The sequence below is a fragment of the Streptomyces sp. iso_384 genome, assembly GCF_056172905.1.
In genome coordinates this window covers 2,289,218-2,308,604 of the sequence record NZ_JBWBTT010000001.1, presented here as the reverse complement: position 1 = coordinate 2,308,604, position 19,387 = coordinate 2,289,218, and the positions used below count along the sequence as shown (strand labels likewise).

Annotated in this window: 17 protein-coding genes; 10 read left to right on the top strand and 7 right to left on the bottom strand. The window is 71.7% G+C overall.

Annotation, left to right across the window (positions count from 1 at the left end):
• The first annotated feature begins 102 nt into the window (after positions 1-102).
• The 4 genes from AC0VY3_RS10075 to ybaK all read left to right on the top strand — a co-directional run bounded on the left by AC0VY3_RS10075 (position 103) and on the right by ybaK (position 4,241).
• Entirely contained in the window at positions 103-1,704 is a 1,602-nt protein-coding gene (locus AC0VY3_RS10075; protein ID WP_103507163.1) for an oxidoreductase, read from the top strand.
• A 209-nt stretch (positions 1,705-1,913) separates the two neighbouring features.
• Complete coding sequence (locus AC0VY3_RS10070) at positions 1,914-2,954, top strand: hypothetical protein (RefSeq protein WP_103507162.1); 1,041 nt, start codon at positions 1,914-1,916, stop codon at positions 2,952-2,954.
• A gap of 5 nt (positions 2,955-2,959) precedes the next feature.
• Entirely contained in the window at positions 2,960-3,724 is a 765-nt protein-coding gene (locus AC0VY3_RS10065) for an LON peptidase substrate-binding domain-containing protein (RefSeq protein ID WP_030086839.1), read from the top strand.
• Positions 3,725-3,740: 16 nt separating this feature from the next.
• Positions 3,741-4,241: a Cys-tRNA(Pro) deacylase gene (gene ybaK / locus AC0VY3_RS10060; protein ID WP_103507161.1), complete on the top strand. Its 501-nt coding sequence runs from the start codon at positions 3,741-3,743 to the stop codon at positions 4,239-4,241.
• A gap of 93 nt (positions 4,242-4,334) precedes the next feature.
• On the opposite strand, the gene AC0VY3_RS10055 is transcribed toward ybaK, so the two are convergent.
• The 5 genes from AC0VY3_RS10055 to AC0VY3_RS10035 all read right to left on the bottom strand — a co-directional run bounded on the left by AC0VY3_RS10055 (position 4,335) and on the right by AC0VY3_RS10035 (position 8,425).
• Positions 4,335-5,048, bottom strand: a complete 714-nt coding sequence (locus tag AC0VY3_RS10055) for an ABC transporter permease (protein ID WP_103507171.1) — start codon at positions 5,046-5,048, stop codon at positions 4,335-4,337.
• A 20-nt stretch (positions 5,049-5,068) separates the two neighbouring features.
• Positions 5,069-5,911: an ABC transporter permease gene (locus tag AC0VY3_RS10050; RefSeq protein WP_475549445.1), complete on the bottom strand. Its 843-nt coding sequence runs from the start codon at positions 5,909-5,911 to the stop codon at positions 5,069-5,071.
• Positions 5,908-6,048 carry a hypothetical protein gene (locus AC0VY3_RS10045; protein ID WP_181010698.1) on the bottom strand — a complete coding sequence of 47 codons (141 nt, stop codon included), beginning with the start codon at positions 6,046-6,048 and terminating at the stop codon, positions 5,908-5,910. Before AC0VY3_RS10045 ends, AC0VY3_RS10050 begins: the two co-directional genes overlap by 4 nt.
• Positions 6,045-7,028, bottom strand: a complete 984-nt coding sequence (locus tag AC0VY3_RS10040) for an ABC transporter ATP-binding protein (RefSeq protein ID WP_103507159.1) — start codon at positions 7,026-7,028, stop codon at positions 6,045-6,047. The genes AC0VY3_RS10045 and AC0VY3_RS10040 overlap by 4 nt, the downstream gene beginning before the upstream one ends.
• 128 nt (positions 7,029-7,156) lie before the next feature.
• Positions 7,157-8,425 carry an NYN domain-containing protein gene (locus AC0VY3_RS10035; RefSeq protein ID WP_170994564.1) on the bottom strand — a complete coding sequence of 423 codons (1,269 nt, stop codon included), beginning with the start codon at positions 8,423-8,425 and terminating at the stop codon, positions 7,157-7,159.
• Between the two features lie 291 nt (positions 8,426-8,716).
• Here AC0VY3_RS10035 and AC0VY3_RS10030 point away from each other — a divergent pair, with 291 nt between their 5' ends.
• On the top strand, positions 8,717-8,896 hold the full coding sequence (locus tag AC0VY3_RS10030) for a hypothetical protein (RefSeq protein ID WP_010057923.1): 180 nt from the start codon (positions 8,717-8,719) through the stop codon (positions 8,894-8,896).
• 104 nt (positions 8,897-9,000) lie between these two features.
• Here the strand turns inward: AC0VY3_RS10030 and dnaE are convergent, their stop codons facing one another.
• Positions 9,001-12,540 carry a DNA polymerase III subunit alpha gene (dnaE, locus tag AC0VY3_RS10025; RefSeq protein ID WP_475549444.1) on the bottom strand — a complete coding sequence of 1,180 codons (3,540 nt, stop codon included), beginning with the start codon at positions 12,538-12,540 and terminating at the stop codon, positions 9,001-9,003.
• A 203-nt stretch (positions 12,541-12,743) separates the two neighbouring features.
• Here dnaE and AC0VY3_RS10020 point away from each other — a divergent pair, with 203 nt between their 5' ends.
• The 4 genes from AC0VY3_RS10020 (at position 12,744) to AC0VY3_RS10005 (ending at position 17,591) form a co-directional block, all read left to right on the top strand.
• Complete coding sequence (locus tag AC0VY3_RS10020; protein ID WP_475549443.1) at positions 12,744-14,069, top strand: DUF2252 domain-containing protein; 1,326 nt, start codon at positions 12,744-12,746, stop codon at positions 14,067-14,069.
• Between the two features lie 88 nt (positions 14,070-14,157).
• A complete protein-coding gene (locus AC0VY3_RS10015) occupies positions 14,158-14,886 on the top strand; it encodes a hypothetical protein (protein WP_475549442.1) in 729 nt (242 codons plus the stop codon).
• 64 nt (positions 14,887-14,950) lie between these two features.
• Positions 14,951-15,766 carry a DsbA family protein gene (locus AC0VY3_RS10010; RefSeq protein ID WP_103506944.1) on the top strand — a complete coding sequence of 272 codons (816 nt, stop codon included), beginning with the start codon at positions 14,951-14,953 and terminating at the stop codon, positions 15,764-15,766.
• A 154-nt stretch (positions 15,767-15,920) separates the two neighbouring features.
• Positions 15,921-17,591, top strand: coding sequence for an alkaline phosphatase D family protein (locus AC0VY3_RS10005; protein WP_475549441.1), 1,671 nt, complete (start codon positions 15,921-15,923; stop codon positions 17,589-17,591).
• 16 nt (positions 17,592-17,607) lie between these two features.
• On the opposite strand, the gene AC0VY3_RS10000 is transcribed toward AC0VY3_RS10005, so the two are convergent.
• A complete protein-coding gene (locus AC0VY3_RS10000; protein WP_103506946.1) occupies positions 17,608-18,186 on the bottom strand; it encodes a dienelactone hydrolase family protein in 579 nt (192 codons plus the stop codon).
• 49 nt (positions 18,187-18,235) lie between these two features.
• Between AC0VY3_RS10000 and AC0VY3_RS09995 the strand changes: the two genes are divergently transcribed.
• Positions 18,236-19,387, top strand: a complete 1,152-nt coding sequence (locus tag AC0VY3_RS09995; RefSeq protein WP_475549440.1) for a mechanosensitive ion channel family protein — start codon at positions 18,236-18,238, stop codon at positions 19,385-19,387.

Genomic DNA, 19,387 nt, shown 5'->3' with positions numbered 1-19,387 from the left:
CGCGTCTCGGCCATGTCCGGCCGTCACTGCTGACCACTGGCTTTCACGGCGTCACACCAGGGAATAACGGCACTACAGCATGTGTGCACGGAGGGAGCGGCCGTGACCGAGCCGCACGATGGCGATATCCCGGACGGCCTCAGCGCAGCGGAGCTGGGCATGTGGCAGTCCTTCCGCAACGGGACCACCTATGACTTACGCAGTTACGACACGACCCACAACGATCCGTTCACCCCGCAGGTGTGGGGGCCCGAGCGGAGCGTCGGCGCGCGCACGGTGGCACGACTGCTGCTGAGCGGCCCGCCCGCCCGGCCCGGCCGGGTGGCGGCGCTGAAGCTCCGGGGGGTGCGGATCACCGGAAAGCTGGATCTGGCGGGCGGCCGGGTGGCTCCGTACGTGGAGCTGACCGGCTGCCGTTTCGAGCAGGAGGTGGTGCTTCCGGAGTGCCACTTCACGACCTTGCGGCTGGTGGGGTGCGCGCTGCCCCGGCTGGAGGCGGCGCGGCTGCAGACCGAGGGCGATCTGCATCTGCCGCGCTGCCGGATCGACCGGGGCATCCGGCTGACCGACGCCCAGATCGGCACGGACCTGCTGATCAACCAGCTCAGCGTCGGCCCGGACCGGCACGGGCGGGCCGTGGTCGGGGACGGCATGACCGTCGCGCAGGACCTCCAGGCCGAGATGATCGAGACGCTCGGCGAGCTGAGTCTGCGCGGGGCGAAGGTGGGCGGTTCGCTGAGTCTGCGCGGCAGCCGGCTGCGTGCCGCGGAGGACCGGCGCGCGCTGAACGCCCCGCAGCTGACGGTGGAGCGCACGCTCTACATGACCGAGGCGTGGGTGAGCGTCGACACGGGGAACCAGGGCACCACTCCCCCGTACGGCGTGGTCTACGCCCCGACCCCGGCGCGCGGCACCCGCTCGCAGATCTTCGAGTGCCGGGGCGGGGTGCGCCTGGACGACGGGCGGTTCGGGGACGCGGTGGACCTGCACAAGGCGCGGTTCGTCATGACCCGGCAGGAGGAGTTGTCGCTGCGCCGGATCGTGACGCCGGAGCTGCGGTTCAACGCGGAGCGCCCGGAGGAGGGCCGGGTGGTCCTGAACGGCGCGAAGGTGGTGACCCTGATCGACCTGTCGACGAGCTGGCCGGGCCCCGGCGGTCTGGCAATGGGCGGCTTCGTCTACGAGAACCTCGTCCCCTACGGCCACTTCCCGCTCTCCCGGCGGCTGGAGTGGGTGCAGGCCGCGACGCCGGAGTACGTCCCCGAGCCGTACGAGCGGCTGGCCACGGTGATGCGCAGCAGCGGCGAGGACGCGGACGCGCGCGAGGTGCTGCTCGCCAAGCAGCGCCGCCGCCGCGAGACGCTGCCGCCCGCCGCGAAGGCCTGGGGGTATCTCCAGGACTGGACGGTGGCGTACGGCTACCGGCCGGGGCGGGCGGCGGTGTGGATGGCGGTGCTGTGGGCGGCGGGCACGGCGGCTTTCGCGCAGCACACCCCGCCCGCGGTCAAGGACGACGAGTCGCCGCTGTGGAATCCCGCGCTGTACGCACTGGATCTGCTGATCCCGGTGATCAACCTCGGGCAGGACGGCTACTGGCGGATGGAGGGCGCCTGGCAGTGGGCCGCGGCCGGTCTGGTGCTGGTGGGGTGGGTTCTGGCCACCACGGTGGCGGCGGGGGCGTCCCGGATGCTGCGCAGGGGGTGACCTCGGGGGCGTTGCCGGGCGGCCGGGGCCGAGGTTCCGGCCGTCCGCCCCGGGGGACCACAGGGGCGGACGGGCCGCACGGGAGAGCGTAATCAAGCCAACAGACGCCCATTCCTTTGCCTTTTCTTGACTCGGCCCGATACAACCCATTCACTCGGCACAGAAGCTTCACAGCACACCCCTGGCGCGGCCCCCACCAGGCCTTTTCAATGGTCTGCACCATGGCCTTCCTTCGCGCTCTGCTCAGTACCGCGCGCATGATCCGGCACAGCCCTCCGCTGTCCGCCGGACTGTCCGCGGATGACGCGGTGCTGCTCGACGCCCCCGACGAGCGGCTCTCTCCCGCGCTGGTCGCCGCTGCCCTGGGCGACCACGAACCGGCCGCCGAGCTGCTCGCCACCACCCGGGACGCCGCCGACTGGGAGAACCGGGACCGCTATCTCGGCCGACTCGTCACCTTCGCCCGCAGCCGGGACGGCTGGCTCGACCAGTGGCTGGCCGCCGCCCCGCGCGATCCGGACGGCCTGCTGGTCAAGGCGGAGCTGGCGGTCCGCCGGGCCTGGGAGTCGCCCGCCCGCGCGGAACGGCTCCGCGAGGTCGGCCCGCTGATCACCGCCGCCGCCGACGCGGACCCGCGCGACCCCGTCCCGTGGCGGCTCGCCCTGGACCACGCACGCGGCACCCATGCCACGCACACCGCCTTCGAATCGCTGTGGGAGCAGGCCGTACGGCGCTCCGCGCACCACTACGGCTGCCATGTGGCGGCGCTGCGCTATCTGTCGGCCGCCTGGTACGGCTCGCACCGCGAGTGCTTCGACTTCGCCGAGCAGGCCGCGGCGGACGCGCGGCCCGACTCCCTGGTGCAGGCCCTGCCGGCCCGGGCGGCCTTCGCGCTGCTCCTGGACGCCCAGGCGATCGGCCGGACCACCTCCGTACTGGAGGAGCGGATCGACGCGGCGGCCGACCTGGCGATCGGGCTCTCCGCCGCCTACCGGCCCGGCGACCCGTGGCCGGCCGAGGTCCGCAATCTCCTCGCGTACGTCCTGCTCGCCCGGGGCCGCTGGGCGGAGGCGCTGCACCAGTTCAACCTGATCGGGCTGCACGCGACGTCGTTCCCGTGGTCGTCGGTGTCCGATGACGCGCTCGGCCGGTTCCTGGACGCCCGGGACGGCGCACGGCTCCAGGTGGCCTCGCTGACCCCGTTGCGCAACCGGGCCGACCACGGCCGCCCCCGGGGCCATTACGCTTGAGCGTTGTGACCACCGCCCGCCTTCCCCTTTTCCCGCTCAACGCGGTGCTGTTCCCCGGCCTGGTGCTGCCGCTCAACGTCTTCGAAGAGCGATATCGCGCCATGATGCGGGAGCTGCTGAAGAGCGACGAGGACGAACCTCGCCGCTTCGTCGTGGTCGCGATCCGCGACGGCCGCGAGATCGCCCCGACGGCCACCGGCATGCCGGACACGGTCGCGGCGGCCCCGCCCGCCGAGCGCGCCCCGGCGGAGGGCTTCGGCCCCGACCCGATCCAGACCTTCCACCGGGTCGGCTGCGTCGCCGACGCGGCGACGATCCGCGAACGCGCCGACGGCAGCTTCGAGGTCCTGGCCACCGGCACCACCCGCGTCAGGCTGCTGTCGGTCGAGACGAGCGGCCCGTATCTGACCGCCGAGGTCGAGGACCTGGCCGAGGAGCCGCCCGGAGAGGACGAGGGCGACGAGGCCGGAGCCCTGGCGGAGGGCGTTCTGCGGGCTTTCCGCGCCTACCAGAAGCGGCTGGCCGGAGCGAGCGAACGCTCCCTGGCGACCGGCGCCGACCTCCCCGACGACCCGTCGGTGATCTCCTACCTGGTCGCGGCGGCCACGGTCCTGGACGTCCCCACCAAACAGCGCCTGCTCCAGGCCCCGGACACCGCGACCCGGCTGCGCGAGGAGCTGACACTGCTGCGCAAGGAGACCGCGGTCATCCGGCACCTGCCCTCGCTGCCCGCGACGGACCTGACGCGGGCTCCCACCCACCCCAACTGACAAGGACCGGCCCGCGTTGGCGAAGAAGCCCAAGAAGCAGCAGTCGGGCGGCACCCCCGCCACGGTCGCCCTGACCGCGGCGGGCACCGCCTTCACGGTGCACGCCTACGACCACGACCCGGCGAGCCCGTCCTACGGCGAGGAGGCCGCCGAGGCCCTCGGCGTCTCCGCCGACCGGGTCTTCAAGACCCTGGTCGCGGAGGTCGACGGCGCCCTGACGGTGGCGGTGGTCCCGGTGGCCGGCTCCCTGGACCTCAAGGCCCTGGCCGCCGCGGTGGGCGGCAAACGGGCAACGATGGCGGACCCGGCGGCCGCGGAACGCACCACGGGCTACGTCCGCGGCGGCATCTCCCCACTGGGCCAGCGCAAACGCCTGCGCACGGTGCTGGACGCGTCGGCGCGCACGCACGCCACGATCTGCGTGTCGGCGGGCCGCCGGGGCCTCGAGGTCGAGCTGGCGGCGACGGATCTGGCCGAGCTGACGGGGGCGACCTTCGCGGAGATCGCGCGGGCATGATCCAGCCCCTCCGGCGATCGAGGAGCGGGGCCCGGGGCGGAGCCCCGGCTTCGGGAAGGGGCGGGCAGGGGAACAGGCCCGCCGCAGGCGCCCCTACGCCGGCCCACCGCCCCCCGCGGGCGGCGACGGAGCCCCCGGCTCCGGCTCCCCGTAATACTTCGCGTACCCCGACCCCGCCCAGTCCGGCTCCACATCCCGCGGCCCGAACGCCGCAGTCAGCAGCAGATGGATCCCCATCGCCGCGAACGGCCAGGCCAGCATCGCCACCCACACCGCGTGCAGCTCCAGCGGCGCGTCGAACGTGACGCCCTGGCCGGCCTCCCGGGCCCGGCCCACCACATCGGACGACGGCCCCAGCCAGATGCCGACCCGCCACGCCAGCAGCGAGGCGAGCACCGCGCCCAGCGCCAGACCCACGACCACGAGGATGCCCCCGCGGCGCAGCCGCCAGAAGACGGCGGCGGCGGAGAGCACGCCGAAGCCGATGGCCAGCAGGACGAACGTTCCGTCCGCGCCGATCGCCTCCTCGCCCTCGCTGTTCTTCAGGAAGACGGCCGTGTCGTCGGAGACCAGCGGAACACGCGGCGCGAGCCACAGCCACAGCAGCCCGAGCACGAGGCCCGCGAGCGCGACCAGGACCACGACGACGGCGGCCTGGCGGAGCTCGGTGGCCGTGTCCGGGTCGTCCGGCGAGCCCGGGGAGAGCGCGAGGTGGGAGCCCGAGGGCGGGGCCTGCCACGGATCGTGGGGCCCGGGCTGGTGAGGCGGCGTCAGAGGTGCGGTCACCTTGCCATCGTGCCAGGCCACCCTGTGAGGCGCCTCACCGGCTACCGTACGGCGGCCCGCCGGTACGCCCACGTCGCCACCGCCAGCGAGAGAACCCCCACCACCGCGCAGATCCCGAGGAAGAACGCGATGACCCCCCAGTCCGGGCGGGCGTCGAAGGACCGGGCCAGCGCCTCGACCCCGTACGTCGAGGGCAGCAGATCGCGCGCCCACCCCACCGGCTCCGGCAGCCGCTCGGCGGGCAGCACCCCGAGCAGCAGGGCGGCCGACATGCCCAGCTGACCCAGCAGGGTCGCCAGCTCCGGGCGCGGGGCGAGCAGCCCGAGGGCCGCGCCGAGACCGGCCAGGGCGGCTCCGGAGAGCGGCACGACGGCCACCAGGACCCACAGATGGGTCAGCGGCAACTGGAACAGCACGCTGCCGGTGATCGCGGTGAAGACCGTGCCGGGCACGGTGAAGGAGGCGTACGCGCCGGCCGCCCCGAGCACCACCGCGGCGGGCGGCACGGGCAGCGTGGCGTAGTGGTCGAGCCCGCCGGACGCCCGCAGCTGCCCGAAGTACTGGGCGAGCAGGTTGAGCGCGACGAACGCGACGACCAGGACGCTGGATCCCGCGACCACCGCGCGGGCCTCCGCGCCGCCGTCCACGACCCCCCGCATCAGGACCATGATCCCGACGGACTGGAAGGTCGCCACGAAGAGCAGCGGGATCCGGGCGACCCGAGCCCGGGAGAGCTGGGCGCGGTAGACGGCGGCCAGCGAGGGCAGCAGCCGGGCGCGCGGTGCGAGGGGCTCGGCGACGGTACGGGCAGGGGGCGCCATGGAGGGGCCGGACGCGGGCCGGACGCGGGCCGGTACGGTCCTGGCCGGAATGATGCTCGTCACCTGAGGCCGCTCCCCTTAGACACGTCCACCACGTCAAACCCGTCCGGCACGTCCAACACGTCCGGACCGTCCACCCTGTCGAGTACGTCCGCCGCGTCCGCGGCGTTCACGTTTTCGACGCCTGCCCTGTCCCTCACGCCTTCACCAGCCCCTTGGTCGCATTGGCCGCGTCTCCCCCGAGCGCGAGATAGACATCTTCCAGGCTGGGTGTGGCCAGGGTGAAATCGTCGAGCGCGGCGAAGGCCGCGCCGCCCGTCACCGCGGCGACCGCGGCCCGCGCCTCGTCGGGGCTCAGCCGCAGCACCCAGCGCCGCCCGGACTCCTGGGCGGACGGTCGCAGCGCCGCCACCTCGGGGACGTCCAGCGGGGCCCGTTCGCGCCACATCAGCTCGACGCGCACCTCTCCGGCGACCTTCTCCTTGAGCCCGGCCGGGGTGTCGCAGGCGATGACCCGGCCGCGTTCGAGGACGGCGACCCGGTCGAGGACGGTCTCGGCCTCGATCACGTTGTGGGTGACCAGCAGGACCGTGGCCCCGCGCTCGGCTCGGCGGCGGTCGACGGCGGCCCAGACGGCGCGGCGGGCGACCGGGTCCATGCCGGTGGTCGGTTCGTCGAGGACCAGGACGGGCCGGTCCCCGACCAGGGTGGCGGCGAAGCAGGCGAGCCGGCGCTGACCGCCGGAGAGCTTCTTCAGGGGCCGCCCGGCGATCTCGGTGAGGCCCAGCTCCTCCAGGACGGCGTCGCGCTCGGCGCGGGCCTCCCGTACGGCGAGGCCGCGCAGCCGTCCGGTGGTCTCGGCGGCGAGGGAGACGGTCAGTTCGTCGAGGGCGGTGGATTCCTGCCCGAGGTAGCCGATCAGCCGGGACGCCCGTTCGGGGTGGCGTACGAGGTCGTGGCCCAGCACCTCGACGCTGCCGGAGTCGGGCCGCATCAGTCCGGTGAGCTGACGGACCAGGGTGGACTTGCCGGCGCCGTTGGGGCCGAGCAGCCCGAAGATCTCGCCGCGCTCGACGTCCAGGCTGATGCTGTCCGTGGCGCGGATCTCGGGGGCCGCGGGGGAGCCTCGGCGGCCCCGGACGGCAGGATAGGTCTTGACCAGATCGCGCACCGCGCACACGGTGCCGGTGTCCCTCTCCGCCTGTGCTGTGCCCGTACTCACGAGGTACGAGGGTACGGGGTCACCCGCCCCGGCTCGCGTCCGGGGCCACCCCGCGTCGCCTCCGGGGCGGACGGCGGCTGCCCCGCCTACTCCCCCGCCGGTACGTGCTCGGCGGCGGCCCGTACGTCGATCTCCCGCCAGAAGCCGGCCCGGATCGCGTAGCGGTCGTGCTCGTCGATCTGGTCGTCCTTGTGGGCGAGGAGCCCGAAACGGGCCGCGTACCGCAGCAGTTCGCCGTCGATCCGGTGCGGGATGCGCGGGTACATGGTGGAGAGCTTCTGCAGGTGGACCGTCTCCGGCAGCCGTTCCATCCAGCGGCGGGCGAAGACCTGGCCCACCTCGAAGGGGTCGCCGCCGACGGTGGTGATGTCCTCCTCCCGGTCCGCCCAGCGCTGTTCGGCGCTGGTCACCTGGGCGAGGGTCGGCAGGGAAGCGGTCTCGGCGGGTTCGCCGAGGGGACCGCCGCGCTCCACCCACCCTTTGTCGGAGGACCAGCGCAGGGTGGCGCCCGCGGGCTGGGGCGGGTGCTGGCGGTCGGGGTGGGTGGCGTGGGCGCGCAGCGCGGCCAGGTCCTTGGGGGTGGGGACGGTCTTGTGCCCGGGGGCCGACGGGGTGTCCGACGAGGCGGCGGCGGGGGCGTTCTCGGCGGGGGCCTCGGAGCCGCTCCGGGCGGCGGCGGCCTGTGCCTCGGAGGCGCGTTCGGCGGAGGCGGCGAGGGCCGCCTCGGGCAGCGGCGCGGAGAGGATCGCGGCGATCTCGGGGCGCGGGGCGGGCGGCGGGGCGCAGCTGCCGCCGGTGTCCTTGGCGCGTACCGCCTTGGTGATCCAGGCCCGGTCGAGGACCCGTCGTTCGTCGGCCTCGGCGACCAGGTCCTCGGACTGGTTGTAGTCGCCGTCGGCGGCCTGTACGGCCCAGAGGTGGACGGCGACGCCGTGTTCCTTGGCGGACATCAGACCGGGCAGCAGATCGCCGTCGCCGGTCACCAGGACCACATCGGAGCAGGCCCGGTTCCTGGCCAGTTCGGTGAGCTCGGCGTGCATCGCGGCGTCGACGCCCTTCTGCGCCCAGCGTCCGTCGCTGCGGGTCAGGGCGCCCAGCCGTACGGTCACCCGGGGCATCACGCGAAGCCGGCGGTGCTCGGGCTGGGGCACCCGGTCGGGGGCGCCGTCGAACCAGTAGATGCGCAGCAGGGGCTGTTGGGTATCGGCCTCGGCGCGCTCGCGCAGCCCCTGGATGAGGGCCGCGTGGTCGACGGTGATGCGGGAACGGGCGGGCTCTCCGGCCAGCAGACTCGCGGCTGCGCCCAGCAAGTAGCCGGCGTCCACCAGGACGACGCAACGGTCCACGCGTTCCACCCTCTTCCAGAATTCGGGAACGGTTCAGCGGCCCGCTCCTCGATGACCGGGTCCGCTTACCCAGGGTTTCCTTCGAGTCTGCCCGACCGCGCAGGGGTTAACGGCCGGAACTGGATCATCGGCGTGGCGGATCCGGAAAGGAATACGGGAAGAAGGCGAAACGGCGGCGGAACAGCAAGCCACTGCGGAAACCGCTACGCACGGTAATGATCCAACATGCGGTGTTTGCGGCGCTATGTGAGTCTGACAGCGGTCCTGGCCCCCCAGGATTCCCCACAGGAGGCATTCACCATGGCCAAGAACAAGAACCGCAAGCAGGGCAGCCAGCACGACCGCGCGTCCGCGTCGGAGCGTAGTGCGGAGCAGGCCAAGTCGACGGCGTTCGAGTCCCAGAACCAGCCGCAGGCGCAGGCCCAGGGCAGCCCGTCCGACGTGGCGCGCAAGCATCAGCGACGCTTCGGCCACAACTGACCCGTCGGCCGCTCGCGGTAGAGACTGGCGTTGAAGACGGCGAGAGGGGCGCCCCGCACCGGCGGGACGCCCCTCTCGTCATGTCTGTCGTGTCGTGCTCGGGCTCAGCCGGCCAGGCAGGACGGGCCGAGCAGCACCTTCAGGTCGCCGAAGAGCGCCGAGTCGGCCTTGACCCGGTGCCGGTCCAGCCGCAGGACGGTGGTCTTGCGGGGGCCCTGGAGTTTGATGCGCACCTCGGTGTCGCCCCGGTGGTGGCTGAGCACCTCGCCGAGCCGGGTGACCATGGGCGGGGTGATCTTCACGGTGGGGATGGTGAGGACGACGGGGGCGTTGGTCCCGGCGTTGGAGATGTCGGGGACCTGCATCTCCATGGCGACCAGCCGGGGCACGTCCTCGCGCTTGTCGAGGCGTCCCTTGACGAAGACGACGGTGTCCTCGACGAGCTGGGTGGAGACCAGCTGGTAGGTGGCGGGGAAGAACATGCACTCGATGGAGCCGGCCAGGTCCTCCACGGTGGCGATGGCCCAGGCGTTGCCCTGCTTGGTCATCTTGCGCTGGAGGCCGGAGATGATGCCGCCGACGGTGACGACGGAGCCGTCGCTGTAGTCGCCGCCCATGAGCTGGGAGATCGAGGCGTCGGCCTTGTCGGACAGCACGTGCTCCAGGCCGAAGAGCGGGTGGTCGGAGACGTACAGGCCGAGCATCTCCCGCTCCTGGGCGAGCAGATAGGCCTTCTCCCACTCGATGTCGGAGAACTCCACGTCGAGCCCGAAGCCCGGCTCGTCGCTCTCCTCCTCGCCCATGCCGCCGAAGAGGTCGAACTGCCCCTCGGCCTCCTTGCGCTTGACCTGCACCACGTTGTCGATCATCGGCTCGTGGTGGGCGACGAGACCCTTGCGGGTGTGTCCCATCTCGTCGAACGCGCCCGCCTTGATGAGCGATTCCACGGTGCGCTTGTTGCAGACGACCGCTTCGACCTTGTCCAGGAAGTCGGGGAAGGTGCTGTACTTCCCCTTCGCCTTGCGGGACCGGATGATCGAGTCGACGACGTTCTGGCCGACGTTGCGGATGGCGGTCAGGCCGAAGAGGATCACGTCGTCGCCCTGGGCGGCGAAGTTGGACAGCGACTCGTTGACGTTGGGCGGGAGCACCTTGATGCCCATGCGGCGGCACTCGTTGAGGTAGACCGCGGACTTGTCCTTGTCGTCCTTGACCGAGGTCAGCAGGGCGGCCATGTACTCGGCGGGGTAGTTCGCCTTGAGGTAGGCGGTCCAGTAGGTGACCAGGCCGTACGCCGAGGAGTGCGCCTTGTTGAACGCGTACCCGGCGAACGGCACCAGGACGTCCCACAGCGCCTTGATCGCCGCGTCGGAGAAGCCCTTCTCCTTGGCGCCCTTCTCGAAGAGGACGAAGTTCTTCGCCAGCTCCTCGGGCTTCTTCTTGCCCATCACGCGGCGCAGGATGTCGGCCTCGCCGAGCGAGTACCCGGCGACGATCTGGGCGGCCTTCTGGACCTGCTCCTGGTAGACGATCAGGCCGTAGGTGAGGCCGAGGACCTCCTTGAGGGGCTCCTCCAGCTCCGGGTGGATCGGGGTGATCTCCTGGCGGCCGTTCTTGCGCTCCGCGTAGTTCGTGTGCGAGTTCATGCCCATCGGGCCCGGCCGGTAGAGGGCCGAGACGGCGGAGATGTCCTCGAAGTTGTCGGGCTGCATCTGGCGGAGCAGGGAGCGCATGGGCCCGCCGTCGAACTGGAAGACGCCGAGCGTGTCACCGCGGCAGAGCAGTTCGTACGTCTTGGGGTCGTCCAGCGGCAGCGAGAGCATCTCCAGGTCGATGCCCTTGTTGGACTTCACCATCTTGATGGCGTCGTCCATGATCGTCAGGTTGCGCAGGCCGAGGAAGTCCATCTTCAGCAGGCCGAGCGACTCGCACTGCGGGTAGTCCCACTGGGTGATGGTGACGCCGTCGGTGTGCCGGACCCAGACGGGCGCGTGGTCGACGATCGGCTCGCTGGACATGATGACGCCGGCGGCGTGCACGCCCATCTGCCTCACCAGGCCCTCGACGCCCTTGGCGGTGTCGATGACCTTCTTGACGTCCGGTTCGTTCTCGTACATCCCCCGGATCTCGCCCGCCTCGCTGTAGCGCGGGTGCTTGGGATCGGTGATGCCGTTGAGGTCGATGCCCTTGCCGAGGACGTCGGCGGGCATGGCCTTGGTGAGGCGGTCGCCCATCGCGTACGGGTAGCCCAGGACGCGCGCGGAGTCCTTGATGGCGTTCTTGGCCTTGATCTTGCCGTAGGTGCCGATCATGGCGACCTTGTCGGCGCCGTACTTCTCGGTCACGTACCGGATCACCTCGACGCGCCGGCGCTCGTCGAAGTCGATGTCGACGTCGGGCATGGAGACGCGCTCGGGGTTGAGGAACCGCTCGAAGATCAGCCCGTGCTCGATCGGGTCGAGGTCGGTGATGCCCATCGCGTACGCCACGATCGAACCGGCGGCGGAGCCTCGGCCGGGGCCGACCGCGATGCCGTTGTTCTTGGCCCACATGATGAAGTCGGCGACGACCAGGAAGTACCCCGGGAACCCCATCTGGATGATGATGTCCATCTCGTACTCGACCTGCTTCTGCCGGTCGTCGGGGACCCCGTTCGGGAAGCGGCGGGCCATGCCGACCCGGACCTCCTCCTGGAACCAGGTGATCTCCGTGAAACCGTCCGGGATCTCGAACTTCGGCATGAGGTTCTTCGCCTCGAACATGCCGGTGGTGTCGATCTGTTCGGCGACCAGGAGGGTGTTGCGGCACCCCTCCTGCCAGGCTTCGGAGGAGTCGACGGCGTACATCTCGTCCGTCGTCTTCAGGTAGTAGCCGGTGCCGTCGAAGCGGAAGCGGTCGGGGTCCGAGAGGTTCTTGCCGGTCTGGATGCAGAGCAGGGCGTCGTGGGCGGTCGCCTCGTGCGCGTAGGTGTAGTGGGAGTCGTTGGTGACGAGCGGCGGGATGTGCAGCTTCTTGCCGATCTCCAGCAGCCCGTCACGGACCCGGCGCTCGATCTCGATGCCGTGGTCCATCAGCTCCAGGAAGTACCTGCCCTCGCCGAAGATGTCCTTGTAGTCGGAGGCCGCCTGGACCGCCTCGTCGAACTGGCCGAGCCGCAGCCGGGTCTGCACCTCGCCCGAGGGGCAGCCGGTGGAGGCGATGAGCCCCTCGGACCACTGGGAGATGGTCTCCTTGTCCATCCGGGGCCACTTCTGGAGCCAGCCCTCGGCGTACGCGTCGGAGGAGAGCCGGAAGAGGTTGTGCAGCCCGGTCTTGTTGGACGCCCAGATCGTCTTGTGGGTGTAACCACCGGATCCGGACACATCGTCGCGCTTCTGGTGCGGCTGTCCCCACTGCACCTTGCGCTTGTGCTTGCGCGACTCCGGGGCGACGTACGCCTCGATGCCGATGATCGGCGTGACGTTCGCCTTCTTCGCCGAGTGGAAGAAGTCGTACGCGCCGTGGAGGTTGCCGTGGTCGGTCATCGCGATGTGCGTCATGCCCATCTCGTTGGCCGCCTCGAACATGTCCTTGAGCCGCGCCGCACCGTCCAGCAGCGAGTACTGGGTGTGAACGTGCAGGTGCGTGAAGGGCGGCTTGGTCACGGCGTCGGGCCTCCGGGAAGTCGGGCGATGACGGACGGGGGGACAGCGTGGAAGTCTACGACGTGACGGACCCGAACGACGGGCACTCCCGGCTTCCGCCGAGCGTTGGAGAAGGCGGGACACGTGTCCGTTTTGTCATGCACTCGGTCACCTGGACCCGGGGTCCGGCCAGACACGCCAGCTACAGCAGGAGGCAGCAAGAGATGTCGGAAACGCAGACCGGCGCAGCGCAGCGCGGGGAGCAGATTCTCGCCGTTTTCGACACCGCCTTCGGGGAGCTGCTGGCCGCCGATCCGGCCGCCTTCCGGGTCAAGTTCCGCAAGATGGCGGGCTCGGCCTTCGCCTTCTACCGGGGCACGGCCTGCCTGTTCTACAGCGACCTGGAGCGGGAGCGGCACGGCGGCCCGTTCCTGGACGAGCGCACCGGCCGGGTGTGGATCCACGGCGATCTGCACGCGGAGAACTTCGGCACGTACATGGACGCCAACGGCCGCCTCGTCTTCAACGTCAACGACTTCGACGAGGCGTACGTGGGCCCCTTCACCTGGGACCTGAAGCGGTTCGCCGCCTCCGTGGCGCTGGTCGGTTACGCGAAGGCGCTGGCCGACGAGCAGATCACCGAGCTGGTCCGGATCTTCGCCGCCTCCTACCGCGAGCGGATCCACGCGCTGGCGACGGGCGCGAAGAACGACGAGGTGCCGCCGTTCACGCTGGACACCGCGGACGGCCCGCTGCTGGGCGCGCTGCGGGCCGCCCGCTCGCGCACGCGTTTCTCGCTGCTGGACTCGATGACGGTGATCCGGGACTTCGAGCGCCGGTTCGCGGACGGCGGCGGTGCGATCGACCTGGACGCCGCGACGCGCTACAAGGTGCTGGCCGCGTTCGACGGATATCTGGAGACGCTGCCGGAGACGAGCCTGACCCGGCCGGACTCCTACCGGGTCAAGGACGTGGTGGGCCGCCGGGGCATCGGCATCGGATCCGCCGGGCTGCCCTCGTACAACATCCTTCTGGAGGGCAACAGCGACGCCCTGGAGAACGATGTGGTGATCTACCTCAAGCAGGCGCAGACCCCGGCGGTCTCCCGGCACATCACGGACGCCGCCGTGCGGGAGTACTTCCAGCACGAGGGGCACCGCACGGTGATCTCGCAGCGCGCGCTCCAGGCCCACGCGGACCCGTGGCTGGGCTGGACCGAGCTGGACGGCTCCGGTCAGCTGGTCGCCGAGGTCTCGCCGTACGCGGTCGATCTGGACTGGTCCGACATCGACGAGGTGGACGAGATCGCGGCGGTCGTCGCGGACCTGGGCCGGGCGACGGCCACCATGCACGCGGCCGCCGACGACGAGAGCGGCCACTCGCTGGTGCCGTTCTCCACGGAGCGGGCGATCGACGCGGCCATCGCGGCCGACGAGGAGGGCTTCGAGCCGCTGCTGGTCGACTTCGCCCACAGCTACGGGGCACGGGCCCGGGCGGACCACCAGATCTTCGTGGACCTCTTCCGCAACGGCCGGATCCCGGGCCTGTAGGGCCTGAGAGTCCCCGGGCGGCCACGCCCGGGGACTCTCAGCCTCTTTTAAGGTCCGCTTACCTCCACGCATGACACACTTTCCGGCGATGGACATCTCAGGGACGCAGCTCAGGGTCGCGCGCGCGGCGGTCTTCACCGCGCTCGTCGTCACCCTGTCCACGGCGTCCCATGTGCTGCTCTCCCGGGTTCCGCTGCCGCTGACCGCGGTCGCGCTGCTGACCGCCGTCGTCTTCGCGGTGGCGTACGCGCTGGCCGGCCGGGAGCGCGGCTTCGGGGCGATCGCGGGGCTGCTGGTCCCGCTGGAGCTGGCCGCCGACACGCTCTTCACCACGGGCCAGCATCTCTGTTACGGGGCGGCCGGCGGCCCGGTCGCCGGTCCGCTGCGCGCGGTGGGCTTCGACGTCCTGTGCGGCGGCGGCGAGGTCGGCAAGGGCGGGGCCCGGGTCGCGGGCGTCGGCGCGGTGGGCACCCCGCTGGCCGATGTGGCCGGGGCGGGCGACCGTGCGGCGGCGCTGCTGGCACAGCCCGGACCGGCCGTGCCGTGGCTGCTGCTCGTCGCCCATGTGGCGGTCGGGCTGCTGGCCGCGGCCTGGCTGCGGCGCGGCGAGGCGGCCTTGGCCGGGCTGGTGCGCGCGGCGGCCCTGCTGGCGTTCCGGCCGCTGCTGACCGCGGTCGCCGTGGTGCGCGCGGGCGTCCGGTCCGCGGCCCGCCCGGCCCGGCCCGCCGGGCGTCCGCACCCGCCGCTGACCGCCCGCTTCCTCGTGCACTGTGTGGGCCGCAGGGGCCCGCCGTCCGCGCTGTACGCCGCTGCCTGAGGGCACGGCGACGCGCGATACGCGGCAGGCCCACTCCCCACACACGTACCCACGGAGAACGATCATGAGCAAGCGCAACACCCAGGCGAACAAGGCTGCGGCCCGCGAGCGGCTGCGGGCCGAGCGCGAGCGCCAGGCCAAGAAGGACAAGACCCGCAAGCAGCTCGTCGTGGCGGGCTCGGTCGTCGCCACCCTCGCCGTGTTCGGCGGCATCGCCTACGGCGTGATGCAGCTGAACAAGCCGGACGCCTGGGAGGCGGCCGCGGACGCGAAGAACGTCACCGCGCCGAAGAACACCTCGGGCAAGGACGGCACCACCGTGGTGGTCGGCGAGTCCGGCGCGAAGAAGACCCTGGAGCTGTACGAGGACTCGCGCTGCCCGGTCTGCGCCACGTTCGAGCAGGGCGTCGGCGAGACGGTCTCGAAGGACGTCGAGGCCGGCAAGTACAAGGTCAAGTACATCGGCGCGACCTTCATCGACAACACCGACAACGGCGAGGGCTCCAAGAACGCCCTGAGCGCGCTCGGTGCGGCGCTGGACGTGAGCCCCGAGGCGTTCCTGGAGTACAAGGCCGCGCTGTACTCGGCGAAGTTCCACCCCCAGGAGAGCGACGACAAGTTCGCCAAGGACAGCTATCTGATCGAGGTCGCGGACTCGGTCGACGCGCTGAAGGGGAACAAGGACTTCCAGAAGAACGTGGAGGACGGCACCTTCGACGCCTGGGCGATGAAGATGTCCAAGACCTTCGACAAGAGCGGGGTGCAGGGCACGCCGACGGTGAAGATGGACGGCGAGAAGATCACCAGCGAGGGCAGCGAGAACGCCCCCATGACGGCCGACGAGTTCACCAAGGCCATCGACAAGGCGCTCAAGGCGTAACGCCTCCGGCGCGGCGTAACGCCTCCGGACCTCGGCGGCCTCCGGTCGCTCCGGGGTCCGCCGGGCCACCGGCCGGCGACCGTTTCCCGACGGGCGGGCGAACTTCCTCTGTTCGCCCGCCCGTTCGCCGTACGCGCCCGTAGGGTGATCGGCCGTGACCAGTCGACACCTTTCCTCGCCGAGCCGCCGCACCGTCGTACGGGCCGCCGCCGCGAGCGCCGCCGCCGTCCCCGTGCTCGCCACCGCGTCCGTCACCTCCGCGACCCCCGCCCGGGCGGCCACGGCCCCCGCCTTCCTGCACGGCGTCGCCTCCGGTGACCCGCTGCCCGACGGCGTCCTGCTGTGGACGCGCGTCACCCCCGAGCCCGGCGCGGAGCCCGGCTCGGGGCTCGGTGCGGACACCCCGGTGCGCTGGGAGGTCGCCGAGGACCGGGAGTTCACCCGGATATCCGCGACCGGCACGACGATCGCGTCGGCCGCCTCCGACCACACGGTGAAGGCCGACGTCCGTGGGCTGCGGGCGGCCACCGCGTACTGGTTCCGCTTCACGGCGGGCGACGACACCGCCGACGGCGTGGTCTCCCCCGTCGGCCGCACCCGCACCGCGCCCGCCACCGACGCCGCGGTGTCCGGCATCCGGTTCGGCGTGGTGTCCTGCGCCAACTGGGAGGCGGGCTGGTTCTCCGCGTACCGGCATCTCGCCGCCCGGCCCGACCTGGACGCGGTCGTACATCTGGGCGACTACCTCTACGAGTACGGGACCGGCGAGTACGGCACGCGTGGCACGACGCTGCGCGCGCACCGGCCCGCCCACGAGATCCTGGACCTCGCCGACTACCGCACCCGGCACGGGAACTACAAGACCGACGCCGATCTCCGGGCGCTGCACGCGGCGCACCCGGTGATCGCGATCTGGGACGACCACGAGTTCGCCAACGACGCCTGGTCGGGCGGGGCGGAGAACCACACGCCGGGCTCGGAGGGGGCCTGGGAGCAGCGGGTGGCGGCGGCCAAGCAGGCGTACTTCGAGTGGATGCCGGTACGCGCCTCCACCGAGGGGACCGTCTACCGGCGGCTGCGGTTCGGGCGGCTCGCCGAGCTCCATCTGCTGGATCTGCGCAGCTTCCGCTCCGAGCAGGCGTCGGTCGGCAGCGGGGCGGTGGACGATCCGGAGCGCACGGCCACCGGCCGGGCCCAGCTGGACTGGCTGAAGGCGGGGCTGGCCGGGTCGGACGCGGCCTGGAAGCTCGTCGGCACCTCGGTGATGATCTCGCCGGTCGCCTTCGGCGCGCTCCCCGCGCATCTGCTGGAGCCGCTGGCCGGGCTGCTGGGGCTGCCGAAGGGGGGCCTGGCGGTGAACGTCGACCAGTGGGACGGCTACACCGACGACCGCAGGGAGCTGATCGCGCATCTGCGGGACCGGGGCGTCGCCGACACGGTGTTCCTGACCGGCGACATCCATATGGCGTGGGCCAACGACGTACCCGTGAAGGCGGCCACGTATCCGCTGTCGGCATCGGCCGCCACGGAGTTCGTCGTCACGTCCGTGACCTCCGACAACCTCGACGACATCCTGCGGGTCGCGCCGGGGACCGTGTCCGTGGTCGCGGCGACGGCCGTGCGGGCGGCCAACCGCCATGTGAAGTGGGTCGACATGGACGCCCACGGCTACGGGGTGCTGGACGTCACCGCGGAGCGGGCGCAGATGGACTACTACACGCTGTCCGACAAGACGGACCGCGAAGCCACCACCGCCTGGACCCGCTCCTACCGCACCCGCAGGGGCACCCAGCGCGTCGAGCGGGCCGACCGCCCGGTGCGCTGAGCGGGCCGGATCGTTTCTACAGGGTGGCCAGGAAGCCGAGCGCGACCTTCCAGGTCTGTTCGGCGGCCGCCTGGTCGTAGTCGTGCCGATCGGGGTCGGTGAACAGGTGCCCGGCCCCCGGGTAGCGGTAGACCTCCACGTCCGCACCGGTCCGCTGCATCTGGAGGTACCAGCTGTTCAGCCAGTCGTGGGACTCGAAGGGGTCCGGGTCCGCGACATGCAGCTGGACGGGCAGCTCGTCCACCGAGGCGTTCTCCGCGATGTCCGAGGTGCCGTGGAACAGCAGCAGCCCGCGGGCCTTCGCGTCGCCGAGCGCCAGGGTCTGCGCGGTCGCCGCGCCGAAGGAGAAACCGGCGTAGACGAGCCCCTGGTCGGAGTAGGGCGCGGCGGCCAGCACGGCGCGCCTGAGCAGCTCGTCCTTGCCGATCTCGTCCTTGTGGGCCATGCCTTCTTCCACCGTGTCGAAGGTGTGCCCCTCGAACAGATCGGGCACGCGCACCTCATGGCCGGCGTCCCTGAGGCGCGCGGCCGCGGCGTGCACGGCGGGCGTGAGCCCGTACGTCGAGTGGAAAAGCATGATGTTCATGAGGCCCATGGTGCCATTTGTGCCCTGAGGCCCGCCCTACAGCCAGGAGGACCAGGCAATGGAGAGCGTGCTGCGCCCGCTGATCGTCATCGGCGGTGCCGTGGTGATCACCCTGCTGGTCGGCTGGCTGGTCGACCTGCTGCTGCGGCGGGCCGACAGCCGTCACCACGAGACCCCGCTGTGGGGGCTGCTGCGGCGCTGCCGTCCTCCGTTGCAGGTGGTGGTCATCACGGCGCTGCTGCGCGGCAGCTACCGGCAGTCGGGCATCGCCTGGCTGTGGGAACACCGGGCCGGGATCGGCCAGACCCTGACCCTGGTGCTGATCGGCGCGTCCGCGTGGCTGGTGGTGCGGATCGCGGCGACGGTCGTGGAGGCCAGTTACGCGCGGTACGCGACGGGCACCCGTGACCCGGCCCGGGTCCGCCGGGTCCGTACGCAGGTGACGCTGATCCAGCGGGTGGTCATCGCGGTCGTGACGGTGGTCGCGCTCGCGGCGATGCTGCTGACGTTCCCCGCGATGCGCGGGGTCGGCACCTCGGTGCTGGCCTCGGCCGGGGTGCTGGGCGTCGTCGCCGGTGTCGCCGCCCAGTCGACGCTCGGCAATCTCTTCGCCGGGTTCCAGATCGCGTTCGGCGACATGGTGCGGATCGGCGACACCGTGGTGGTGGACGGCGAGTGGGGCACGATCGACGAGATCACCCTGACGTTCCTGTCGGTACGGACCTGGGACGAGCGGCGGATCACGATGCCGGTCTCGTACTTCACCAGCAAGCCGTTCGAGAACTGGTCGCGCGGCGGGGCGCAGATGACGGGCACGGTCTTCTTCCACCTCGACCACTCCGCTCCCGTCGCCGCGATGCGGGAGAAGCTGCGGGACCTCCTCGGGGACATCGCCGCCTGGGACGGCCGGGACTGGTCGCTGGCCGTCACCGACACCACACCGACCACCATCGAGGTGCGCGCTGTGGTCACGGCGAAGGACGCGGACGACATCTGGACGGCACGCTGCGCGGTGCGCGAGCAGCTGATCGGCTGGCTGCGCGACCACCATCCGTACGCGCTGCCGCGGATCGCCACCGCGCCCGCCGTACTGCCGCCGGGCGAACAGTGGGCGGAGCTGACCGGCTCCGGGGGCCGGCCCGGCCGCAACGGGACGTCGCCGCCCGCCGACCGGGGCGACTCCAAGGCCCCGCGCACGGGCCGCGGCTGA